17 protein-coding genes and 1 riboswitch are annotated in these 21051 nt (G+C 29.5%); all 17 genes read left to right on the top strand.

All coding sequences use genetic code 11. The features are described from left to right. The first annotated feature begins 41 nt into the window (after positions 1–41). A riboswitch (Lysine riboswitch) is annotated at positions 42–223 on the top strand. A gap of 172 nt (positions 224–395) precedes the next feature. Beyond that, positions 396–1229, top strand: a complete 834-nt coding sequence (locus BLS77_RS04505) for a transporter substrate-binding domain-containing protein (protein ID WP_089966274.1) — start codon at positions 396–398, stop codon at positions 1227–1229. Between the two features lie 102 nt (positions 1230–1331). Further along, positions 1332–2060 (top strand): amino acid ABC transporter permease, encoded by a 729-nt coding sequence (locus tag BLS77_RS04500; protein WP_089966273.1) that lies wholly within the window; start codon positions 1332–1334, stop codon positions 2058–2060. Positions 2061–2153: 93 nt separating this feature from the next. Further along, positions 2154–2894: an amino acid ABC transporter ATP-binding protein gene (locus BLS77_RS04495; protein ID WP_089966271.1), complete on the top strand. Its 741-nt coding sequence runs from the start codon at positions 2154–2156 to the stop codon at positions 2892–2894. 143 nt (positions 2895–3037) lie between these two features. Then, positions 3038–6241: a DEAD/DEAH box helicase gene (locus BLS77_RS04490; protein WP_089966269.1), complete on the top strand. Its 3204-nt coding sequence runs from the start codon at positions 3038–3040 to the stop codon at positions 6239–6241. A gap of 240 nt (positions 6242–6481) precedes the next feature. After that, positions 6482–8797, top strand: a complete 2316-nt coding sequence (gene xdhA, locus BLS77_RS04485) for a xanthine dehydrogenase molybdenum-binding subunit XdhA (RefSeq protein ID WP_089966267.1) — start codon at positions 6482–6484, stop codon at positions 8795–8797. Then, entirely contained in the window at positions 8790–9662 is an 873-nt protein-coding gene (xdhB, locus tag BLS77_RS04480) for a xanthine dehydrogenase FAD-binding subunit XdhB (RefSeq protein ID WP_089966264.1), read from the top strand. The genes xdhA and xdhB overlap by 8 nt, the downstream gene beginning before the upstream one ends. Before the next feature lies 1 nt (position 9663). After that, a complete protein-coding gene (gene xdhC / locus BLS77_RS04475) occupies positions 9664–10164 on the top strand; it encodes a xanthine dehydrogenase subunit XdhC (RefSeq protein WP_089966262.1) in 501 nt (166 codons plus the stop codon). Positions 10165–10299: 135 nt separating this feature from the next. Beyond that, entirely contained in the window at positions 10300–11040 is a 741-nt protein-coding gene (gene yqeC / locus BLS77_RS04470; RefSeq protein WP_089966260.1) for a selenium cofactor biosynthesis protein YqeC, read from the top strand. 38 nt (positions 11041–11078) lie between these two features. Next, positions 11079–11651, top strand: a complete 573-nt coding sequence (gene mocA, locus BLS77_RS04465) for a molybdenum cofactor cytidylyltransferase (RefSeq protein ID WP_089966258.1) — start codon at positions 11079–11081, stop codon at positions 11649–11651. A 29-nt stretch (positions 11652–11680) separates the two neighbouring features. After that, complete coding sequence (gene yqeB, locus BLS77_RS04460; protein WP_089966256.1) at positions 11681–12487, top strand: selenium-dependent molybdenum cofactor biosynthesis protein YqeB; 807 nt, start codon at positions 11681–11683, stop codon at positions 12485–12487. A 42-nt stretch (positions 12488–12529) separates the two neighbouring features. Then, entirely contained in the window at positions 12530–12706 is a 177-nt protein-coding gene (locus tag BLS77_RS19725) for a hypothetical protein (RefSeq protein ID WP_175490764.1), read from the top strand. Between the two features lie 47 nt (positions 12707–12753). After that, a complete protein-coding gene (gene yedF, locus BLS77_RS04455; RefSeq protein ID WP_089966254.1) occupies positions 12754–13179 on the top strand; it encodes a sulfurtransferase-like selenium metabolism protein YedF in 426 nt (141 codons plus the stop codon). Positions 13180–13614: 435 nt separating this feature from the next. Continuing rightward, positions 13615–14964 (top strand): uracil-xanthine permease family protein, encoded by a 1350-nt coding sequence (locus BLS77_RS04450; protein WP_089966252.1) that lies wholly within the window; start codon positions 13615–13617, stop codon positions 14962–14964. 125 nt (positions 14965–15089) lie between these two features. Next, entirely contained in the window at positions 15090–16430 is a 1341-nt protein-coding gene (locus BLS77_RS04445) for a uracil-xanthine permease family protein (protein ID WP_089966250.1), read from the top strand. A 145-nt stretch (positions 16431–16575) separates the two neighbouring features. Then, positions 16576–17055, top strand: coding sequence for an NADH-quinone oxidoreductase subunit NuoE family protein (locus tag BLS77_RS04440; RefSeq protein ID WP_089966248.1), 480 nt, complete (start codon positions 16576–16578; stop codon positions 17053–17055). Between the two features lie 8 nt (positions 17056–17063). Beyond that, entirely contained in the window at positions 17064–18953 is a 1890-nt protein-coding gene (locus tag BLS77_RS04435) for an NADH-quinone oxidoreductase subunit NuoF (RefSeq protein ID WP_089966246.1), read from the top strand. Between the two features lie 15 nt (positions 18954–18968). After that, entirely contained in the window at positions 18969–20699 is a 1731-nt protein-coding gene (locus BLS77_RS04430) for an NADH-dependent [FeFe] hydrogenase, group A6 (protein ID WP_089966243.1), read from the top strand. Positions 20700–21051 lie beyond the last annotated feature (352 nt).

Raw genomic sequence — 21051 nt, 5'->3', positions numbered from 1 at the left:
TTATATACTAAAATCATAATTTAATAATACCTCGCTTTTACAGGTGAGGTAGAGGCGCGACATTTAACAGTCTTTAGTGGAGTTTGAGAAGCATTGATACTAAAGAGAAGGAAAAGTCGCCGAAGTTTATAATATTTCTCAATATTATTTGCTGGGTCTGTAGTAAATAACTGCAGGACTGTCTCAATAAATTTCCGATTTATTGAGTTGAGCTATCTCATTTAGGAGAAGAAAGAGGATTTAAGGGCAATTGTGAATATTGTGACTTGGGTTTATCTCAGGTCTTTTTTTGTTACCCAAAATTCTAAAAAAACATTATTATCCATGTGAGAAGCGTGAAAATATACTTTCTAAATCTATAGTAGAATAAAAAAACAAGAAGGAGAGGATTAATTATGAAAAAAAGAATATTATCAATAGTAATGGCTGTAGTAACAGCTACAATGTTAGCAGCATGTGGGTCAAATAGTAAGTCTGGAGGTACGGCTGCAAAGGGTGAAACATTTAAAGTAGGACTTGAAGCTGGATATGCTCCATTTAACTGGACTCAAATGGATAATTCAAATGGTGGAGTTAAAATTGAAGGAAGCTCAGAATATGCAGGCGGATATGATGTAGAGATTGCAAAAAAAATAGCTGATGGGTTAGGAAAAGAATTAGTTATAGTTAAAACTGAATGGGATGGTCTTGTACCCGCATTACTTTCAGGGAAAATAGATGGAATAATTGCAGGTATGTCACCAACAGAAGAACGTATGCAAACAATAGATTTTTCAAATAATTACTATAAATCAGATTTAGTTATGGTAGTTAAAAAAGGTGGAAAATATGAAGGCGCTACTTCTATCCAAGATTTTAACGGAGCAAAAGTAACTGCTCAATTAAATACATTCCACTATTCAGTAATTGATCAAATTAAAGGGGTGTCTAAGGAACCAGCTATGGATAACTTCCCAACAATGAGAGTTGCCCTTCAATCAGGAATGATTGATGGATATGTATCAGAACGTCCAGAAGGTGTTAGTTCTGAAAATGCTAACTCAAGTTTTAAAATGGTAGAATTTAAAGAGAAATTTGTTGCATCAGATGAGGATACAACAATTGCGGTAGGTATTGCAAAAAATAGTGAATTAACATCTAAAATAAATGAAGTATTAACAGGTATTTCAGAAAAAGATCGTACAGACATTATGGACATAGCTATAAAGAACCAACCAGCAGCTAATTAATAAGTATAGACTACATCAAATAGTATGTAGTCTATTTTATAAAAATAGTAAATACAAATTCCTGTAGAGAATATTACAGGAATTATTATAAGGAGAATAAATATGAGTTTTGAGTGGGTAATGAAAATTATTTCGGAAAATGGGCCAATGTTCCTTCGTGGAGCAGGTATGACACTTCTAATATCAATGGTAGGAACTGTTGTAGGATCTGTTTTCGGGTTGCTAGTGGGAGGGGTACGTACTATCCCTATTCCAGATAGAGGAATAAAAAAATGGATTCTTAAATCTATAAATGCTATTTTATCTATTTATATAGAAGTCTTTCGTGGAACACCTATGATTGTGCAAGCTATGGTAATTTATTATGGTTCTGCTTTAGCATTTGGTATAAATATGAACAAAATAGCAGCGGCAATTTTTATAGTATCTGTTAATACAGGTGCTTACATGTCAGAAATTGTTCGTGGTGGTATTTTGTCAGTTGATAAAGGTCAATTTGAAGCTGCGCAAGCTATAGGTATGAATCATATTCAAACTATGATTCATGTGGTATTGCCACAAGTAATTCGTAATATTCTGCCAGCAACAGGTAATGAATTTGTAATTAATATTAAAGATACATCAGTTCTTAATGTAATATCTGTAACAGAATTATATTTCCAAACAAAATCTATTGCAGGAAATAACTTCAGGTATTTTGAATCATTTTTTGTTGCCTGTGTTATTTATTTTATAATGACATTTACAGTAACAAGAATTTTACGTTATATTGAAAAAAAATTAGATGGTCCAGATAATTACATTATGAGTGGAAATCAAATGCAAGTATAAAAATATGAATATATAATATGTAGAATTTTAAAATAATAATTGGAATAAACATAAGGGGTTTTTCAATATCGCTTATGCCGATAAGGGGGAAATATGGAAAAAGTAATTGATATTCAACATTTAAGTAAATCCTTTGGTACCCATGAAGTATTAAAAGATATTGATTTTTCAGTAGAAAAGGGAGAAGTAGTATGTATAATCGGTTCATCAGGATCGGGTAAGTCAACTCTTCTTCGTTGTGTTAATCTTCTAGAAAAACCAAGTGGTGGTGAAATTATTTATAATGGAGAAAATATTTTAGATGATAAACATGATATTTACGAATACCGTAGAAAATTAGGAATGGTATTCCAACAATTTAATTTGTTTAATAATCATAATGTTTTAAGTAATTGCGCTGTTGGGCAAATGAAAGTATTAAAACGTTCTAAAGAAGATGCTGAAAAAGTAGCTATGAAATATTTAGATGTTGTTGGAATGAAGCAATATGTTAATGCAAAGCCAAAACAATTATCAGGTGGGCAAAAACAACGTGTGGCTATTGCAAGAGCCCTTTCAATGGAACCGGATGTTATGTTGTTCGATGAACCAACATCAGCACTTGATCCTGAAATGGTAGGAGAAGTTCTTAAGGTTATGAAGGAACTTGCAAAAACTGGTCTTACTATGTTAATAGTAACCCATGAAATGGAATTTGCAAGGGAAGTAGCTGATCGTGTGGTGTTTATGGATAAAGGAGTTATCGTAGAGCAAGGACCTCCAGAGCAAATATTCAATAATCCAACTGAAGAACGTACAAAAGAATTCTTAAAACGTATATTGAAAACTATGTAGAAAAGGAATATATATTAGATATGTTTAAACAAATGCACTAGGAGGTATACTTCTAGTGCATTTGTTTTTTATTATGTAATATAAAGCTAATTTATAGTATATAATTGTAGAAAGCTACATAGTAAAAAACATGAGGTGAAGGATTGAATATTAAAGAATTAATTGAGAAGTTAAATAAAAATGTTACTAGTAAAAATTTAAAGAAATCAGGAGTCATTTATAGTAAGGATAATGTTGTAGAAATGCAGATTAATGATTTAGATAATTTTATGAATATAAATGGACTTAGTATAAGCGCATCTGTTTTATCAGATAATAAAAGATCTTCTTATGATGCAGATTTTTCTGTTGATATAGATAGTGGAAGAGTAATTGATACAGAATGTGATTGTTTAGATTACCGTAAAAATAATGATTGGAGCGGAACATATATGTGTAATCATATAGCCGCAATGTACCATGTTTTTATGGAAAATTTAAAAAAGGAAATAGAGCTTAATAATAGTAGTGAATATTTAGAAAAAACAGGTGAGAAACTTTTAAATGATATTGAAGCATTATATAGACGAAAAGAGAAAGTAAAACTAGAAGTTAACTTACATAAAAAAGCACAACGAAATTTAGAGTATTTTGAAGTAGATTTTAAAATAGGTAATAAAAAAATGTATGTTCTTAAAAATTTAAGGGATTTTACTTTAGCAAGGCTTAATAATACTCCTCTTCAGTATGGAAAAGATTTTATCTATGATTCAAATATTAATGATTTTGAAGAAAAGGATGAGAATATAGTAGACTTTATTGAAGATTTTATTATTACTAAGGGATTACTTACAGAGCAAAGCTATGGTTTTGATAGCGGGAGTTCAAAACAATTAAAATTATCCATAAGTAGTTTAAGAAGGTTTCTAGAAATTGTTAGTCATAAAAAAATACATTTTGAAGGAAAAGAAGTGGGAATATTAAAGGAAGACTTACCTTTAGATTTGAAAATTTCTATAGATGCAGAAGAAAAATATTCCCTAGAGCTATTAACTACTGATATAGTTCCGCTTAGTCTTAAAAAGGATGTTTTTATTTATAATGATAACATCTATTTACCTTGTAAAAACCAAATAGATAATTTGAAAATAATTTCAAACAACATAGAGGACAGAAGAAAAGTTTTATTTAAAAAGGAAAACGTAAATAGAATTTTTAATGATCTTATTCCTATGTTAGAAAATACAAGTAAAAAAATAGAATATGATAATTCCTTAAAAGCAGTAGAAAAAAATGATTTAGAGGTATCCTTTTACTTTGATGAAAATAGAAAAACGATAACTCTAGATGTGAAGTTAAAATATGGCCAAGAGGAACTATTATTAATAGAAAATGAGAATGAAAATAAAGATAAAATAATAATAAGAGATAAAAAGAAAGAAACAGAAGTACTAAGAACTATAGAAAATCTGAATATATCAATACAAAATAAAAAGTTTGTTTTTAATGGAGATGAAGAAGAATTATATAATTTATTAACAGAAGGATATAAAGAGCTAGATAAATATGGAGAAGTATATTATTCTGAAAGATTCAAAAGTAGAAAAATATATAAAACACCTTCAATAAAAGCAGATATAAAAGAAAATGATAATGGGTATTTAGATTTCTCTTTTAACATAGAAGATATTAATCCAAAGGAATATAAAAACATATTATCTTCATTTAGAAATAAAAAAAGATTTCATAAATTAAAGGATAATAGTTTTATAAATTTAGAAGATGATAAGCTTAATGAACTTTTAGGTATGATGGATAAAATAGTATCAAATGAAAAAGAAATTAATAACATAAGATTACATAAAAATAGAAGTGTATTGCTAAATGAATTTGTAAATAGAAAAAAATTAGAATTTATTAAAGGATCAAAAGTAATAAAAGATACAGTGAAGAAGCTAGAAAATATAAATGATATATCCTATGAACTTCCAAAAGATTTAAATGCGACACTTAGAGAATATCAAGTTGATGGTTTTAAGTGGTTTAAAAATTTAAGCTATCTTGGTTTCGGAGGGGTCCTTGCAGATGAAATGGGACTTGGGAAAACATTGCAAGCAATTTCTTTTATACTTTCAGAAAAAGGGAAGAAAACATTAATAGTTGCACCAACTTCTCTTATATATAATTGGAAAAATGAGTTTGAAAAATTTGCACCAACTCTTAAAATTGCAATAGTTCATGGAAACAAAGAGGAAAGAGACGAAATAATAAAAAAATATATAGAGTATGATGTACTATTAACAACCTATGGAACATTAAGAAATGATGAAGAGAGTTATAAAAACATAATCTTTGATCATTGTATAATAGATGAGGCACAAAATATTAAAAATCCACTTGCTCAAAGTACCAAAAAAATTAAAGATATCAAAGCAAAGGTAAAATTTGCTTTGACAGGAACACCTATAGAAAATAATTTAATAGATATTTGGAGCATATTTGATTTTGTTATGCCAGAATATTTATATAATAATTCAGAGTTTAAAAAAAGATTCATAGATAAGGAAGGAGGATCTAAGGAACTTCAAAAATATATAAAACCATTTATGCTTAGAAGGCTTAAAAAGGATGTTATAAAAGAACTTCCAGAAAAAATAGAAAAGAAACATTATATAGAGCTTACAAAAGAGCAGAAAAAGGTTTATAGCGCTTTTGTAAAAGATATAAAAGAAAAAATGGAAGATGAAAGCTTTGAGGGAGATAAAATTACTATATTCTCATATTTAACAAAGCTAAGACAATTATGTTTAGAACCATCACTTTTAATAGAGGGTTATAAAGGTGGGAATGGTAAATTAGAAGCATCATTAGAAATTATAAAAGATGCAATAGAAAATAATCATAAAATACTTTTATTTTCACAGTTTACATCAGTACTATCAGTTATAGGAGATGAACTAGAAAAAAACAATATAGAATATTCATATTTAGATGGGAAAACTAAAGCTTCTAAAAGATTGGAACTAGTAGAAGAATTTAATAATAGTGAAAAAGCAAAGGTATTTTTAATATCCCTTAAAGCCGGAGGAACCGGTCTAAACCTCACATCTGCGGATATAGTTATACATTTTGATCCCTGGTGGAACCCAGCTATTGAAGAACAAGCTAGCGATAGAGCACATAGAATAGGACAAAAAAAGGTGGTAGAAGTAATAAAACTTATAGCACAAGGAACCATAGAAGAAAGAATAATAAACCTTCAAGAAGAAAAAAAGGATTTAATAAATAATGTAATGAGTGGTGGATATGAAGGGGCAAATATACTTTCTACCCTTTCAAATAAAGATTTAATGGATTTGTTTGTGTAAAAATATAGTTAAATAAGTAAAATATAAATAAAGGGGTTATCTATTAATGATTTTAATAGATAGCCCTTTTATTAAATTTACGATGCAATATGTGGAGTATTGAATTTAATGAAAATATCGTATATTATTTATGAAATGTAAATATAGAATATACAAATATACAATTATGGTTTAAAATAGTAGATAAGATTTTTAATAATCTTAAAGGGTGGGTTAGTGAAAATATGATGGAGGTGCAAAATGACATTTGAAGTAGTTGGTAAAAATGTAAATAGACTTGATGGAGTTGAAAAGGTAACTGGCAGGGCAAAGTACACAGATGATTTTTTTGAACGAGATATGCTAATAGGAAAAGTTCTAAGAAGCCCTTATGCACATGCTATAGTAAAAAATATTGATACTACTAAGGCATTAGCTTTAGAAGGAGTGGAAGCTGTAATAACTTATAAGGATTTACCCAAAATAAAGTTTGCAACAGCAGGACATCCGTGGTCATTAGATCCAAGTCATAGGGATATTGATGATAGATTAATTTTAACTGATAAAGCAAGATTTGTTGGAGATGCTATTGCAGCAGTAGTTGCAAGTGATGAATTAATAGCAGAGAAAGCACTTAAATTAATTGAAGTAGAGTATGAGGTCTTACCACACATATTAAAGGCAGAAGATGCAATAAAAGAATATGCACCAATAATACATGAAGAAAGACCTAATAATATTTTAAGTACATTTGGATCAGAAACTGGAAAAATTGAAGATGATATGAAAAATGCTCACAAGATATTTAAAGGAGTTTATGAAACTAGCATAGTTCAACATTGCCATATGGAAAATCATACTGCATATTCTTATGTAGATAGTAATGGAAGAATAGTTATTATATCATCAACACAAATTCCACATATAGTAAGAAGAATTGTAGGTCAAGCTCTTGGAATGTCCTGGGGAAATATTAGAGTAATAAAGCCTTGTGTTGGCGGAGGTTTTGGAAATAAGCAAGATGTTGTAATAGAACCTTTAGTTGCAGCTATGTCACTGGCGGCTCATGGTAAACCAGTAAGATATGCATTAAGTAGAGAAGAGTGCTTTATAGATACAAGAACTAGGCATGGAATGAAAATAAAATTTAATACTGCAGTTTCTAAAGATGGAAAGTTATTAGGATTAGATATTGAGAATTTAGTTAATAATGGAGCTTATGCATCTCATGGTCATTCAGTAGCTATGAGCGCAGGTGGGAAATTTAGACCATTATATAATTTTAATTCAATAAAATACTCACCTACGACTGTATATACAAACTTACCAGTTGCAGGAGCTATGAGAGGATATGGAGCACCACAAATGTGCTTTGCTTTAGAAAGTCATTTAGATGATATAGCAAGAGAACTTAATATTGATCCAATAGAATTTAGAAAAGCAAACTTAATAAAAGAGGGCTATGTAGACCCATTAAGCAAAAATGTAGTAAGGTCATTTGTTCTGCCAGAATGTATAGATAAAGGTAAGGAACTAATAAAATGGGATGAAAAAAAGAGAAAATATAAAAATCAAAAGGGAGATAAAAGAAGAGGAGTTGGAATGGCTTGCTTTAGTTATTTTAGTGGGACACATCCAGTTGCACTTGAGACCGCAGGGGCAAGAATAGTAATGAATCAAGATGGATCTATTCAATTACAAATTGGTGCTACAGAAATAGGACAGGGAAGTGATACAGTATTTGGTCAAATGGCAGCTGAATGTATAGGTTTACCTATAGATATGGTACATGTTATAGAAACACATGACACAGATATAACACCTTTTGATACTGGATCTTATGCATCAAGACAAACATTTGTAGCAGGAGCAGTTGTGAAAAAAGCAGCAATGGAAGTAAGAGATAAAGTGCTTACATTTGCAAGTAATAATTGTGGTTTAAATAAAGATGAACTAGATATTGTAAACTGTGAAATTATTGAAAAGAGGTTAGGGAGAAGAATTTGTTCTTTAGAAGATATAGCAATGGAATCTTATTATGATAGAATAAAATGTTGTCCTATTACTAGTGATACATCTGCAAATGTTAGAATGAATGCAATAGCATATGGAGTTACATATGCAGAAGTTGAAGTTGATATAAAAACAGGAGAAATAGAGGTTTTAGAAATATATAACGTTCATGATTCTGGTATTATTATGAATCATAAGCTAGCTGAGGGTCAAGTTGATGGTGGAGTAAGTATGGGACTTGGATATGCATTATCAGAACAAATGCTTTTCGATGAAAAAACAGGAAGATTATTAAATGACAATCTTTTAGATTATAAGTTGCAAACTATAATGGATACACCTACTATTAATTCAGCATTTATTGAAAAGTATGAACCAGCAGGAAGTTTTGGACAAAAATCTCTTGGAGAAAATACAACAGTATCACCAGCACCGGCAATAAGAAATGCAGTGCTAGATGCAATAGGAATAGGATTTAATAAAATTCCAATGAATCCACAATCAGTATTTGAAAAAATTAAAGAATCTGGACTCGTGTATGAAGGAGAGAAAGAGAATGTTTGATATAAAAGGAATAGTAGAACCAGAAACTCTTAATGAAGCTTTGGATATGTTAAATAAAAATACTTCTTTAAAGATTATAGCTGGAGGCACAGATGTGCTAATAAGATTACATCACAGAAATATTGAAAATGTAGAACTTATAAGCTTAAGAAAAATAGAAGGCTTAGATGAAATAAAGATTTTAGAAAATAAAGATATAGAAATAGGAGCTATGACTTCTTTTAGAAAAATATTCAGAAATCAAATAATTACAGATAATATTAGTATTTTAGGGGAAGCAGCAGTATCAATGGGTGGGCCACAAGTAAGAAATATGGCAACTATTGGAGGCAATATATGTAATGGTGCAGTTTCAGCAGATAGTGCTTCAACATTATACGCATTAAATGCTAAATTAAAGCTACAAAATAGTAATGGTGAAAGAATTATACCAATAAATGAATTTTATTTAGGGCCAGGAAAAGTTGATTTAAAAAAGGATGAGATTTTAACTAAGATAATAATAGAAAAGAAAAGTTATGAAAATACAAAGGGGCATTATATAAAATTTAGTAATAGAAAAGCTATGGATATTGCAATGATAGGAGTAGCTGTGGTTTTAATAGAAGAAGATAATAAATTTAAGGATTTAAGGATTGCATTAGGAGTAGCAGCACCAACGCCTATAAGATGTATAGAAGCAGAAAATTATGCTAAAGGAATAGAAATAAATGAAGAAAATATAGAATCTATAGCAAAAGAAACAATGAAATCTACAAAAGCCAGAAATTCATGGAGGGCATCAAAAGATTTTAGAGAACATCTTATAAAGGTGTTAACAGTACGAGCTATTAAAGAAATTATAAATAAAGGGGATGTACAGTAAGATGAATACAGATAGCATGAAAAAGATTTCTATAAATGTAAATAATAAATCCTATGTATTAGAAGTAGATATTAGAGAATCATTATTAGAAGTTTTAAGAAATAGATTACAATTTACAGGGGTAAAATTTGGTTGTTGTGCTGGAGAATGTGGGGCGTGCACAGTTTTAATTGATGGAACTCCTATTGATTCTTGTATATATATGGCAGTTTGGGCAGATGGAAAAAACATTGTAACAGTAGAAGGGTTAGAGAAGAATGGTAAACTTTCTAAGGTTCAACAAGCTTATATAGATGAAGGGGCAGTACAATGTGGTTTTTGCACACCAGGATTTGTACTTACTACTACAGCTTTAGTTGATAGTGGAGAAAAGTATACTGATGAAGAAATAAAAAGAGAAATATCAGGTAATTTATGCCGTTGTACAGGGTATCAAAAGATATTTAACGCTACTAAAAAATCTATTTTAAATTCAGATTTAGTTGAGTCTACATTGGTATAGATAATATACAATAGGGATATTAATTAAGATAATATCCCTATTTCATCTATCTAAAAATATATGGAAAATAAATTTAATTATTAGAGATTAATATTTTATAATTTAGAAAAAAATATAGAGAAGAAGTGATATTTTATGGAGTTAAATAAAGTTTTAGAGCTAAGGGTGGGTTCTGTAATTTCTATAATTGGATCAGGGGGAAAAACTACGCTAATGTATTTATTAGCAAAAGAACTTAAAAATGAAAATAAGGTTTTAGTAACCACAACTACTAAAATATATAAGCCGAAAAAGGATGAAGTTGATTTTTTAGCTTTAGGAAATGAAAGTTTTAGTAAGTTGAAAAATTCTTGTTTAAAAGGAATATATGCTTATGGAACTTTTATTAATGATGATAATAAATTAGTTGGGGTTAAACCAGAAGATTTAGAAGCTAAATTTAAATATTTTGACTATAGTATTATTGAAGCTGATGGTTCGAAGCGGAAATCTATAAAAGGGTGGAAACCTAATGAACCAATAGTTTGTAATAAAACTAATAAAACTATTGGTATAATTAGCATAGATATTTTAGGTAAAGAAATTAATGAGTGTAATGTGCATAGGGTAAAAGAGTTTAATAAAATTACTAATACTAAGCCGGGTGAAGAAGTTAATGAAGAAAATATTTTATCTGTAATATTTAATAAAGATGGATTGTTTAAAAGGGCTAAAGGTGAAAAAATATTATTTATTAATAAGATTGATAGTCATAAGGAATATAAAGATTCTTTATTTTTATTAAAAAGTATTAAAGAGAGTAATGAAAAAAATAACATCATAGATAAGATTATATTTGGAAGTTTAAAAAATATGAAATTTGAGATTATAAAATAACTAGTTATTTATTTGGAGACTCTTAAGGGAGGGCAATAATGGTAAGTGCTATAATAATGGCCTCTGGGCAAAGTAAAAGAATGGGGAAAAATAAACTTTTATTATCATATAAAGGTAAAACTATAATAGAAAATGTCTTGGATAAAGTAACTAGTTGTGATTTTAAAAGCATTTTAGTTGTATATAATAATGAAGAAGTTCTTAAAATATGTAAGGATAGAAATATTAGAGCTATTTATAATAATGAATGGCAACTTGGACAAAGTAAATCTATTAATATTGGAATAAAGAATTCTCCAAAATCAGATGGATACGCTTTTTTTACAGGAGATCAGCCGCTTATTGATGTTGAAACTATAAATTTACTATTGAAGGAATTTAATAATAATAAAGATTGTATTATAGTACCAAATTATAATAATAAAAGAGGGACTCCTACAATATTTTCAGAAAATTTCAAAGAGAAACTTCTAGAACTAGAAGGTGATGTAGGGGGCAGAAATATTATAAAAGAAAATAATTCATGTGTAAAACTTATTAGTGTAAAAAATGAGTTTATTCTTTGGGACATTGACACTAAGGAAGATTATAATAACCTACTAGAAATTTAAAATACATAAATATTAGGAGTTGAGTTTATATGATGGAAGATATAATAGTTGTAAGAGGCGGAGGGGATATAGCAACAGGTACAATTCAAAAACTTTATAGAAGCGGATTTAAGGTTTTAGTTTTAGAAATTGATAAACCTACAGCTATAAGAAGAAATGTTGCTTTTAGCGATGCAGTATATAATGGTAATACTACAGTTGAAGGCATAAAGGCATCTTTAGCTAAAAATGAATATGAGATAAATAAGAATTGGGATAATAAAATTATACCTATTGCCGTAGATAGCAGCGGTGAGCTAATAAATAAAATTAAACCCAATATAGTTATTGATGCAATACTTGCTAAAAAGAATATGGGGACATGTAAAAAAATGGCCCCAATTACAATTGCTTTAGGACCTGGTTTTAATGCTGGAAAAGATGTTAATATTGTTATTGAAACTATGAGAGGTCATAATTTAGGTAAGTTAATATTTGAAGGAAGTGCAATGGAAAACACAGGCGTACCTGGAGAAATATGTGGATATTCAAAGGAAAGAGTAATATATAGTAATAATGATGGTGTAATAAAAAATATTAGCAATATAGGAGACATAGTTGAAAAGGGTCAAGTGATAGCGCTTATAGGTGAAGAAAATGTTTTAGCAACTATTAGTGGAATTCTAAGGGGAATTATAAAAGATGGAACAGATGTATGTAAAGGGCTTAAAATAGGGGATATAGATCCGAGATTAAAGGAACTTGAAAATTATAATACTATTTCAGACAAGGCAAGAAGCATTGGTGGAGGAGTATTGGAAGCTGTATTAATAATGAAAAATATAAAGGGTTTATAATTATTTGACAAGAAGTGGAATAAAGCGGAAAGCGTATTTTAAATGGAAGACATTGTATTGATTAAAATATATGATAGAATAAGTAAAGGGGAAAAAGCTGCATTAGTTACTATAACAGATGAAAATGGTGAAAATTCTAGCTTTCATCATAAATTAAATGAGAGATTCGAAAAAAATATGGGATTAATATTATTCAGTAGAAGTATTAGATATCTCTAAATAAATGATTAAAGAGCCATAAAATAAATAAAAAGATGAGGTGTAGTATGAAAAATATTAATTGTACAGGTCTTTCAACTCCACAACCTGCAGTTGAATTTATTGAAGAAAAAATTGAGGAGGGGAATAATAAGTCAAAGGATTTAACAATTGTAGTTGCATCAAATTTGTTAGGTAATGGAGATTCAAATTTAGGGGAATTACTAATGAAGTCTTATATTTATTCATTATCTGAAAGTGTTATTCTTCCTGAAAATCTTATTTTTATAAACAGTGGAGCGAAGTTAACATGCCAAGGCTCAAAGGTAATTGATAGCTTAACGTCCATGAAAGAAAAAGGTGTTAATATTCTAAGTTGTGGGACATGCCTTGATTTCTATGGGCTAAATGAAAAATTACTTGTTGGTGATGTTGGAAATATGTACTTAATTGTTCAATTAATGAATGAGAGTAAAAATACAATAAAAATTTAGTAGTATAACTCTTCATAAAATAAATTATGAAGAGTTATTTTTTTGAAGATATCTAAGATGATAATAATAAGAAAATATAAAATTAATTCTGACTTGTTATTTATTTTACCAAGATTAATTATATACAAGACTTAATTATTTAAGTTAATTATTAAAATGATAAATTTGAGATATAAATTAATACTTAAATAAAGATACAATAAGGTAGAATAAGGAGAAGGTAAGAAATATCAAAATGATAATTATTTATCATTTTGATATTTATTGCCTTTTTATAGTATATAAAAGATTCTTAATTATTAATTGTTAAGACAAAATAGATAAAAACACCATTTTCAATGATTTACATTGGCATAAATATTGCTTATTAGAGTATAAGTAGGAATTATTGTAAACGTATAAATATATATATTCCAATATGAGGAGGAATTTTTTATGGAATCAAAACAAAAATCTTTACTTTTTCAATTTGAAGGTAAACCAACATTAAAAGAAATCATTCCATTAGGCTTGCAACATGTTGTAGCTATGATTATTGGATGTGTTACTCCGGCTATAATAGTGGCAGGTGTATCAGGATTAAGCCCACAAGATAAAATTTTACTTGTTCAATCATCTTTATTTTTTGCAGGAATAGCCACTTTAATTCAACTTTTTCCTATCTTCAGGGGGATTGGATCAAGACTTCCTATAATTATGGGAGTAAGTTTTGCATATGTACCAACATTAACGGCAATAGCTGGTGAATTTAGTATTTCAACAATTTTTGGAGCACAAGTAGTTGGTGGAATAATTGCTATTATATTTGGGATATTTGTTAAAAAGTTAGTTAAATTATTCCCGTTAATTGTAACAGGGACAGTTATATTTTCAATAGGATTATCTTTATATTCAGTTGCTATTAACTATGTAGCTGGTGGAGTTGGAAGCTCAACTTTTGGATCACCTAAAAATTGGTTAGTTGCATTTATAACTTTAGGGGTAGTAATATATTTAAACTATTTTACTAATGGAAAATTAAAACTTGCATCTATATTAGTAGGGATCATTGTTGGTTATGTAGTTGCTTTATGTCTTGGAATGGTTTCTTTTACAGATGTCCAAGCATCTGGGTGGATACAAACACCAAAATTAATGCATTTTGGAATGAGTTTTAATGCTACAGCAATTATATCTATGGTTATAATGCATATTGTAAATTCTGTTCAAGCAATAGGGGATATGTCAGCTACTACAGGTGGTGCAATGAATAGGGTTCCTACAGATAAAGAACTTTCAGGAGGAGTAATTGGTAATGGAATTAGTAGTATCATGGGTTCTTTCTTTGGATGTATGCCAACTGCAACATTTAGTCAAAATGTTGGTATAGTAACTATGAATAAAGTTATAAGTAGAAGTGTATTTACATTTGCTTCAGTAGTTATTATAATATCGGGATTAGTGCCTAAGTTTGCATCAATATTAACAAGTATTCCTCAATGTGTACTTGGAGGAGCAACAATATCAGTATTTGCAGCTATTACAATGACTGGGGTTAAGATGATTTCATCAACTAAACTTACAGCTAGGAATACAGCAATTGTAGGATTATCAATTGCTTTAGGAGTAGGTATAGTTCAAGTTCCTGATGCGCTTGCATTATTCCCAGGGTGGTTTATATCAATATTTGGGAAATCTTCAATAGTTGTAACAACAATAGTTGCTATAACCTTAAATTTAATTTTGCCTAAAGATGAAGAGGAATCAATAGTAATTAATAAAGAAGAAAATATAAATATAAAATAGAATAATATTTGATTTAATCTTAGTTTAAATAATGGGTTTAAAGGAGTATTACTTATTAGAGTGCTAGTAGGAATTGTTGTAACCATATAAATAAATATGTATTTCAATATGAGGGGGAATTTTTTATGGAGTCAAAACAGAAATCTTTACTTTTTCAATTTGAAGGTAAACCAACATTAAAAGAAGTCATCCCATTAGGGTTGCAACATGTTGTAGCTATGATTGTTGGATGCGTTACGCCGGCTATAATAGTTGCAAGTGCATCTGGATTAAACTCACAAGATAAAATATTACTTGTTCAATCATCATTATTTTTTGCAGGTATAGCTACCTTAATTCAACTTATTCCTGTTTTCAAGGGGATTGGATCAAGATTACCAATAATAATGGGAGCAAGTTTTATATATGTACCAACAGTGGTGGCAATAGTAGGTGAATTTGATATTGCTACAGTTTTTGGTGCACAGATAGTCGGGGGAATAGTTGCTGTTATATTTGGTATATTTGTTAAACATTTAATTAAGTTGTTTCCAATAATAGTTACAGGGACAGTTATAGTGTCAATAGGATTATCTTTATATTCAGTTGCTGTTAACTATATGGCTGGTGGAGTTGGAAATTCAAATTTTGGATCACCTAAAAATTGGGCAGTTGCGCTTATAACTTTAGGAGTAGTAATATATTTAAACTACTTTACTAAAGGAAAACTAAAGCTTGCATCTATATTAGTAGGGATTATTGTTGGTTATATTGTTGCTTTATGTCTTGGCATGGTTTCTTTTTCAGAGGTTCAAGCATCAGGTTGGATACAAACACCTAAAATTATGCACTTTGGAATTAGTTTTAATATAACCGCAATTATATCTATGTCTATAATGCACATTGTAAGTTCTATTGAAGCAATAGGAGATCTTTCATCTACTACAGAAGGAGGAATGAATAGAGTTCCTACAGATATAGAATTATCAGGAGGAATAGTTGGTAATGGTATTTCTAGTATTATAGGTTCTTTATTTGGAGGTCTACCAACTGCAACATTTAGTCAAAATGTTGGTATAGTAACAATGAATAAGGTTATAAATAGAAGCGTGTTCATATTTGCTTCAGTTGTTATTATAATAGCTGGTCTAGTACCTAAACTTTCATCAATATTAATAAGCATTCCTCAATGTGTACTTGGAGGGGCTACGATATCAGTATTTGCAATTATTACAATGACAGGAATTAAAATGATTACATCAGTTAAACTCACTGCTAGAAATACTGCAATAGTAGGGTTAGCAATAGCTTTAGGAGTTGGTATAGTTCAAGTTCCAGATTCATTAGCATTATTCCCAACATGGTTTATATCAATATTTGGGAGATCATCAGTAGTTGTAACTACAATAGTTGCTATAGCCTTAAATCTAATTTTACCTAAAGATAAAGAGGAATCAATAGTCGTTAATGAAGAAGAAAATATGTGAAAGAAATTATGAAATTAGTAAGATAATATAAGCATGCATTAGCATATAGATTAAATAAGTGTTTATGGAAAATAATTAATAAGGCATTGTAAAATAATTTTATTATTTTACAATGCCTAACTAAATTAAAGGGAAGGTGTGTAAATTGTGTTCTAAATGTAGTGATTATTTAAAATTTAAAGTTCTTGATGAGTATATAAATCAACAAAAAAATAGTGAAGGTTGCTTAATTGCAGTTCTTCATAAAGCCCAAGAAATTTATGGATACCTAGGTGAGGAAGTTCAACAATTTATATCTAATAAACTTAATATACCTATTTCTAAGATTTATGGAGTAATAACTTTCTATTCATATTTTACAATTGAGCCAAAAGGTAAATATGTAATTAGTGTATGTACAGGTACGGCTTGTTTTGTTAGAGGGTCTAAAGATATATTAGAAGGTTTTAAGAAAAGACTTAATATTAATGATGGCGAAACTACTACGGATGGATTATATACATTAGATACTTTGCGATGTGTAGGAGCCTGTGGACTTGCACCCGTAGTCACTATTAATAATAAAATATATGGTAAATTTGATTCAAGTGAAATAGAAAAAGTTTTAAATGAATTTAAGGAGTAATGATTCAAATGGAGAGAATATATGATTATAAAAGTCTATTGTTATTAAAAAGTAAGTATGAAGATATAATTTTAATGAGAAAAAATCAACCTACTAATAGTCCTAATATAGTTGAAAATGAAAAGCATATTATGGTATGTGGAGGCACAGGGTGCAAAGCTTCTAATTCCGATGAAATAATTGATGCTTTAAATAGTGCAATAGTGAAAAAAAATCTTAAGCAAAGAGTAAAAGTAGTTATGACTGGGTGTTTTGGATTTTGTGCTCAAGGACCAATTGTTCAAATATTGCCTGATAAAACATTCTATATAAAAGTAACTAAGGAAGATGCAGAAGAAATTATAAATAAGCATATTATAAAAGGGGAAATTATAGATAGACTATTATATACAAATCCTGAAACTAAAAAATCATCAGAAACTAGAGATGAAATTCCATTCTATAAAAGACAAAAAAGGATAGCTTTAAGAAATTGTGGGGTTATTAACCCAGAAAATATTGAAGAAACAATAGGTTCCGGAGGGTATATAGCGCTTGGGAAGGTTCTTACGGAAATGACTAAAGAAGAAGTTATACAAGAAATTACAGATTCTGGGCTTAGAGGAAGAGGTGGTGGAGGTTTCCCAACAGGGATAAAATGGGGAGCTACATTAAAAAGTCAAAGTGATAAAAAATATGTTATATGTAATGCGGATGAAGGCGATCCAGGAGCTTTTATGGACAGGTCTATATTAGAGGGTGATCCTCATAGTGTGCTTGAAGCAATGGCTATTTGTGCTTATGCTATTGGTTCAGATATTGGATATATATATATAAGGGCAGAATATCCCTTGGCAATCTCAAGGTTAGAGATTGCCATAAGACAAGCTAATTATATGGGTTTGCTTGGGCAAAATATTTTAGGTACGGGATTTAATTTTAATATAAAAATTAAATATGGGGCAGGTGCCTTTGTTTGTGGTGAGGCAACAGCACTTATACATTCTATAGAAGGTCTTAGGGGTGAGCCTACTATGAAGCCTCCAAGAACTAGTGAAAGAGGTCTTTGGAATAAACCTACCTGTGTTAACAATGTAGAAACATTTGCAAATATCACTGCCATTATTAATAATGGAGCTAAATGGTATAGATCTATAGGCACAAAGGATTCTCCAGGGACAAAAGTTTTCTCGCTTGCAGGGAAAATAAATAATGTAGGCCTTGTAGAAGTTCCCATGGGAATATCTTTGAAAGAAATTATTTATGATATTGGAGGTGGAGTAATAGATAATAGAAAGCTTAAGGGCGTTCAAACAGGTGGTCCTTCAGGAGGTTGTATTCCAACTTCCTTACTGGATATACCAATTGAATATGATACTTTAACAGAAATAGGTTCAATGATGGGATCAGGTGGAATGATAGTAATTGATGAAGACAACTGTATGGTTGATATTGCAAAGTTTTATTTGGATTTTATTGTGGATGAATCATGTGGTAAATGTACACCTTGTAGAATAGGAACAAAAAAAATATTAGAATTATTAAATAAAATAACAGAGGGTGAAGGAACTAATGATGATCTTAATAATATAAAAGAATTATGTGAAGTTATTAAAGAAACTGCCCTTTGTGGATTAGGTGATTCAGCCCCTAACCCAGTACTAAGTACTATGAAATACTTTATGGATGAATATAAGTCTCATATAGAAGATAAACATTGCAGCGCTGGAGTATGCAAACAACTTTTATCTTATGAAATTACAGATAAGTGTATAGGTTGTACTAAGTGTGCTAGAAATTGCCCAGTCAATTGCATTACTGGTAGAATAAAAGAAAAACATATATTAGATAGTAGTAATTGTATTAAGTGTGGAACATGTTTAGATAAATGCCCAGTAAAAGCAATAATAATTAAATAAAATGGAGGTGATAATATGGCTAATATCACAATTAATAATAGAAAATTAGAAGTTGAAAATGGAAGCACAATATTAGAAGCGGCTAAAAAAATAAGTGTTAATATTCCAACTCTTTGTCATATGCATATGATAGATGGGAAAAGTAGAAATTGCAAAGGCAGTTGCAGAGTTTGTGTTGTTGAGGTTAAAGGAAGAAAATCTTTGCAAGCGGCCTGCGCTGTTGAAGTAACCGATGGAATGTTTATAAAGACTAACTCCACTAGAGTTATAAGAGCTAGAAAAACTATTGTTGAGTTATTACTTTCAACTCATCCAAATGATTGCTTAAAATGTAATAAAAATTTAAATTGTGAACTTCAAACTCTTGCAGCAGAACTGGGGGTAGATAGAAATAGGTTTGACGGAGAAAATATAGGTTGCAAAATAGATAATTCATCTTTTGCAATTGTTAGAGATATGAATAAATGTATTTTATGTAGAAGGTGCGTAACAGCTTGCAATGATGTTCAAAATATAAATATACTAACTCCTATAAATAGAGGAATTAAAACATATATTTCTAATTCTTTTAATAGGCCAATAACTGATACTGCATGTACTTATTGCGGACAATGTGTTGCGGTTTGTCCTACTGGAGCATTAATGGAAGTTGAAAATTACTCTGAAATATGGCCATTGCTTGAAGATGAAAATAAATGTGTGGTTGCTGAAATTGCACCAGCTGTAAGAGTTGCATTAGGGGAAGAATTCGGACTGCCTCCAGGCTCTATTACAACAAAAAAAATTGTTAGTGCACTAAAGTCATTAGGATTTAATGCTGTATATGATACAAATTTTGCAGCAGATTTAACTATAATGGAAGAGTCTAATGAGTTTGTTAATAGATTTAAGAGTGGTGAAAATATGCCGCTTTTAACAAGTTGTTGCCCAGCTTGGATAAACTTTGTAGAGCAAAATTATGAAGAAAGCATAAATTTATTATCAACTTGTAAATCCCCACATCAAATGTTTGGTTCAATAGCTAAGGAATATTTACCTAAATATCTAAAAGTAAAGAAAGAGAATCTAGTAGTAGTTTCAATAATGCCCTGTATAGCAAAAAAATATGAAGCTAAGAGAGAAGAAATGAATAATAATGGGATTAGGGATGTAGATATAGTTATTACTACACGGGAGCTAGCTAAGATGATAAAAGAAGCTGGAATAGATTTTAATAATATAAAGGATGAAGAGTTTGATACTCCTTTTGGAGAATCAACAGGTGCTGCTATTATTTTTGGTAGTAGTGGTGGTGTAATGGAGGCTGCTCTTAGAACAGCTTATGAAGTTTTAACAGAAAGTACGTTAGATACTATAGACTTTAAAATGCTTAGAGGATTAGATAACATTAAAGAAGCTACTGTAAATATAAATGGAAGAGATATAAATGTTGCAGCTATTAGTTCTTTAGCAAAAGCAAGAGAAATCATGGAAGAAATAAGATTAGGAAAATGCAAATATGATTTTATAGAAGTTATGGCATGTCCTGGTGGGTGCGTTAACGGTGGTGGGCAACCTTTAATAAAGTCAAATAGAGAAGTTTTAAAGAAAAGAATAAATGCTATCTATAATGAGGATTCAAGTAATGAAGTAAGAAAATCACATGAAAATCCAATGATTAAAAAGTTATATGAAGAATTCTTGGGTGAACCTAATAGTATAATTAGCCATTCGTTACTTCATACTGTATATAAGAGTAAAAAATAGGCATATATTACTTATAATCTAAAGTCAAAGATTAGGGTAACTTTAACAAATGGTAAAAGTTTAATATGGAATTTTTAGTTATGTTATTATTTATAGGTTTAACTATTGGTGGGTACAACCTTCAATTATAAGATTGAAGGTTGTACCTTTTTAATTTTATTTCTTTCTGTGGAAATCTTATCAGGGCTAACAGTATTAGAACAATAAGGGTTTAATATATATTTTTAGTTAGGGATATATATTAATACTTGTTTTTAAAAAATTTATTGTTTAAAAGAAACTAATAATTAATTAGTCGTAAAATAGTATTATATGGTAATATAGATTATATAACACTATATAGGGAACTGAA

Origin of the sequence: Clostridium gasigenes, assembly GCF_900104115.1 — a bacterium.
In the GTDB taxonomy this organism is placed as follows: Bacteria; Bacillota; Clostridia; order Clostridiales; family Clostridiaceae; genus Clostridium; species Clostridium gasigenes.
This window is presented reverse-complemented; position numbering and strand designations above follow the sequence as displayed.